At 69.3% G+C, this 2,997-nt stretch carries 2 protein-coding genes and 1 pseudogene; 2 read left to right on the forward strand and 1 reads right to left on the reverse strand.

Annotation, left to right across the window (positions count from 1 at the left end; all coding sequences use genetic code 11):
* The first annotated feature begins 134 nt into the window (after nt 1-134).
* Both VIR15_RS17025 and VIR15_RS17030 read left to right on the forward strand, forming a co-directional pair.
* Nucleotides 135-1,370, forward strand: coding sequence for an alkaline phosphatase PhoX (locus VIR15_RS17025; protein WP_331929902.1), 1,236 nt, complete (start codon nt 135-137; stop codon nt 1,368-1,370).
* Between the two features lie 216 nt (nt 1,371-1,586).
* Nucleotides 1,587-2,015 (forward strand): PTH2-like family protein, encoded by a 429-nt coding sequence (locus VIR15_RS17030; protein WP_331929904.1) that lies wholly within the window; start codon nt 1,587-1,589, stop codon nt 2,013-2,015.
* Between the two features lie 31 nt (nt 2,016-2,046).
* Here the strand turns inward: VIR15_RS17030 and VIR15_RS17035 are convergent.
* Nucleotides 2,047-2,997, reverse strand: a pseudogene (locus tag VIR15_RS17035) (BBE domain-containing protein); the annotation flags it as partial.

Consider the following 2,997-nt stretch of genomic DNA (forward strand, 5'->3'; position numbering starts at 1 on the left):
GGAGCAGGATGCGAGTCGCTGGCCCGAGCTGTTCACGAAACCGCCCCTCGGCGGCCATCACAGGTCAACGCCACGACACCACCGCTCCCTACGTTGAGGCCGTCCCTCACCAACAGACTCAGGGAGCAGTTCACATGCGTATTCGCAGCATTGCGGCCGCCGTCGCCCTCTCCGCGACAGTCGCCGCCATGATTCCCGCAGGCGCCACCGCCGCCGATGGCCCGATCAGCTTCGAGCCGATCGACGGCACCCCCTACGCCACGGCCGGCGCCGACTGGACCGACCCGTTCGTCATCCCCAGCGGCTTCACGCAGCAGCTCGTCGTCGACGAGACGCAGCTCGACCTCTACGCCGGCGACGACGACCTCACCGACATGAACACCGTCAACGAGACCGGACCGATGGCCGGCCGCTTCCTCTACCGCACCCACGAGGTCGGCTCCAACGGCTCGCTCTCCGTCGTCGACCTCAAGACGGGCGAGGCGAAGGTCATCGCCCAGCGCGAGGACTGGCGGCGCCTCGACGGCCTGCGCTGGACGCCGTGGGGCACGCTGCTCTTCGCCGAGGAGACCGGCGGCGGCCGCCTCTTCGAGGCCTTCCTCGACCCGAAGGACCCGACGGTCGTCACGAGCGTGGAGGAGCGCCGCGAGGTCGGCATCCTGCGCCATGAGGGCATCGAGGCGCTCGGCGACGGCACCGTCTACGTCATCGACGAGCTCAACGGCGGGTCGATCTTCAAGTTCGTGCCCACCAAGCGCGGCGACCTGTCCGACGGACAGCTCTACGCCCTGAAGCTCACCGGCCTCACCGACGCCGAGCAGAGGTGGAGCTCGAGCAGCTACCAGCAGAAGGTGGGCGCCTTCGAGTGGGTGGCCCTCGACATGGACAAGGTTGTCGTGGACGCCGACGAGGCCGCGAACGACGTCGCCGCGACCGAGTTCGGCCGCCCGGAGGACGTCGAGGTCATCGGCAGCACGCTCTACGTCGCCAACACCTCGGAGGACCGCGTCGTGGCGATCGACCTGACCAAGGACGAGCTCAGCTCGTTCGTCGAGAAGGGCGTCAACGTCCCGGTCGAGAACTCGGACGCGGGCGTGACCGGCTTCAACAACCCGGACAACCTCGCGCAGGGTCCCGACGGCCGTCTCTGGATCGTCGAGGACAACTACCTCTCCGACGTGTGGGTCGCCGGCCTCGACCCCGACCAGGACGGTGCGGCGGACACCGTCGAGCAGTTCGCCTCCCTGCTCGACACTGGGGCGGAGATCTCGGGCATCTACTTCGGCAAGGACCCGAAGACGTTGTTCCTCAACATCCAGCACCCGGACAAGGCGCTCGCCGACGGGACGTGGACGATCACCCAGCGCTGACAGCGCAACCCAGCTCAGCGGCATACGGCCAATGTCGTTATGACGCGCCAGGCGCGCCTGGCCTCATGGCTGAGTGTGAAAGGTTGGTCCCCCGTGGAGGGGCCTGAACCTTCACACTCAGGCCGTATGCCGCTGAGTCGCCTTCCAGCGGAAAGGATCCATGGGTGTGGTGGACCCTCCGTAGGGCCAGCCGTGGGCGCACGGCAGACTCGCGCCATGGACGACCTGCTCACCCCGCCGTTCGACACGAAGATCGCCGTCGTCGTCCGTGACGACCTCGAGGTCTGGCAGCGGCTCAACGTCACGGCCTTCCTCATCAGCGGTGTCACGGCCGCGCACCCCGAGCTCGTCGGGCAACCCTATGCCGATGCCGGCGGACGCTCCTACCTCCCGCTGCTCGGGATGCCGGTGCTCATCTTCGAGGGCACGCCGTCGGCGGTCGCGACGGCGCACGAGCGCGCCGTGCGCCGTGGGACTCCGCTCGCGATCTACACGAAGGGCATGTTCTCGACGGGCCATGATGCGGCCAACCGCGAGGTGGTTGCCACGGCGCCCGCGGACTCGCTCGACCTGGTGGGCCTCGCCCTGCATGGCCCGAAGAACGCGGTCGACCGGATCCTCAAGGGCACGCGCCTGCACCCCTGACGACCCGCGCCACGAAATGGCGGGGCCGCGGTTACCGGTCGAGCGGGAAGTTGTCCTTGAACACGTGGTCCGGGTCGTAACGGTGCTTGAGCTCACGGAGCCGGGCGAGCGTCGCGGGCGGGTAGGCGTCCGTGAGGCGCTCGGGCCGGCGATCGGTCTCGAAGCTGACGTACAGGCCGTTGAAGTGGTGGGCGAGGGCGTCCCACTCGCGGTCGAGCTGGGTGTGCGTCGCGCCGAGGGCGACCACGCTGAACGCGGCGGACCGGTGAGCGAAGGCCGTTGCATCAGGCGGCACATCATGGCTTGCTCCGCCGAGGGCACGGATCTGGAAGAAGTACGTTGCTCCTGAGCGGAGCAGCTCGGCGGCCTGCTTCGCGAACTCCGGGGTGATGTGGTCGAGCAGGCCTGAGCGGGACACCGGCTGGCCCTGCGCGTCGTGGATCGCCGGCGGCGGGACGACGAGGGCCTCGTAGGGCAGGATCTGCGCCTGCTGCCCGATGAGGGGCGCCGTGTTGGCCAGCGGTTGGAGCCGGGACAGGATCGTCTCGGAGTCGTCGGAAGCGACGACATTCATCGTCTGGGCGACGACGCGGCCGTCGCGGGGCGGCCCCATGATCAGGAAGCTCGTGGTGTCGCGCGGTGACGACTCGACGGCAGCGCCCCACCGCTCGAGGAAGCCGGCCACGTCGGACGTCGCGTCGTGGACGAGCTGGGCGAAACCGACGTCGCCCACCTCGCCCGCCTCGAACTCGAAGGCCGTGACGATGCCGAGCATGAAACCGGCGCCGCGGACGCCCCAGAAGAGGTCGGGACGCTCGTCGTCGCTCGCGCGGACGAGGGACCCGTCGGCGAGAACCATCTCGACGGCCCGCAGCCGGTCGATGGTCAGGCCCTGCGACCGCCCGAGGAAGCCGATGCCTCCGGCCGTGGCGAGGCCGCCGACTCCGACTCCGCCGTAGTCCCCGGAGGTGAGGGCCCAGCC

Origin of the sequence: Intrasporangium sp. (assembly GCF_036566125.1) — a bacterium.
GTDB lineage: Bacteria > Actinomycetota > Actinomycetes > Actinomycetales > Dermatophilaceae > Intrasporangium.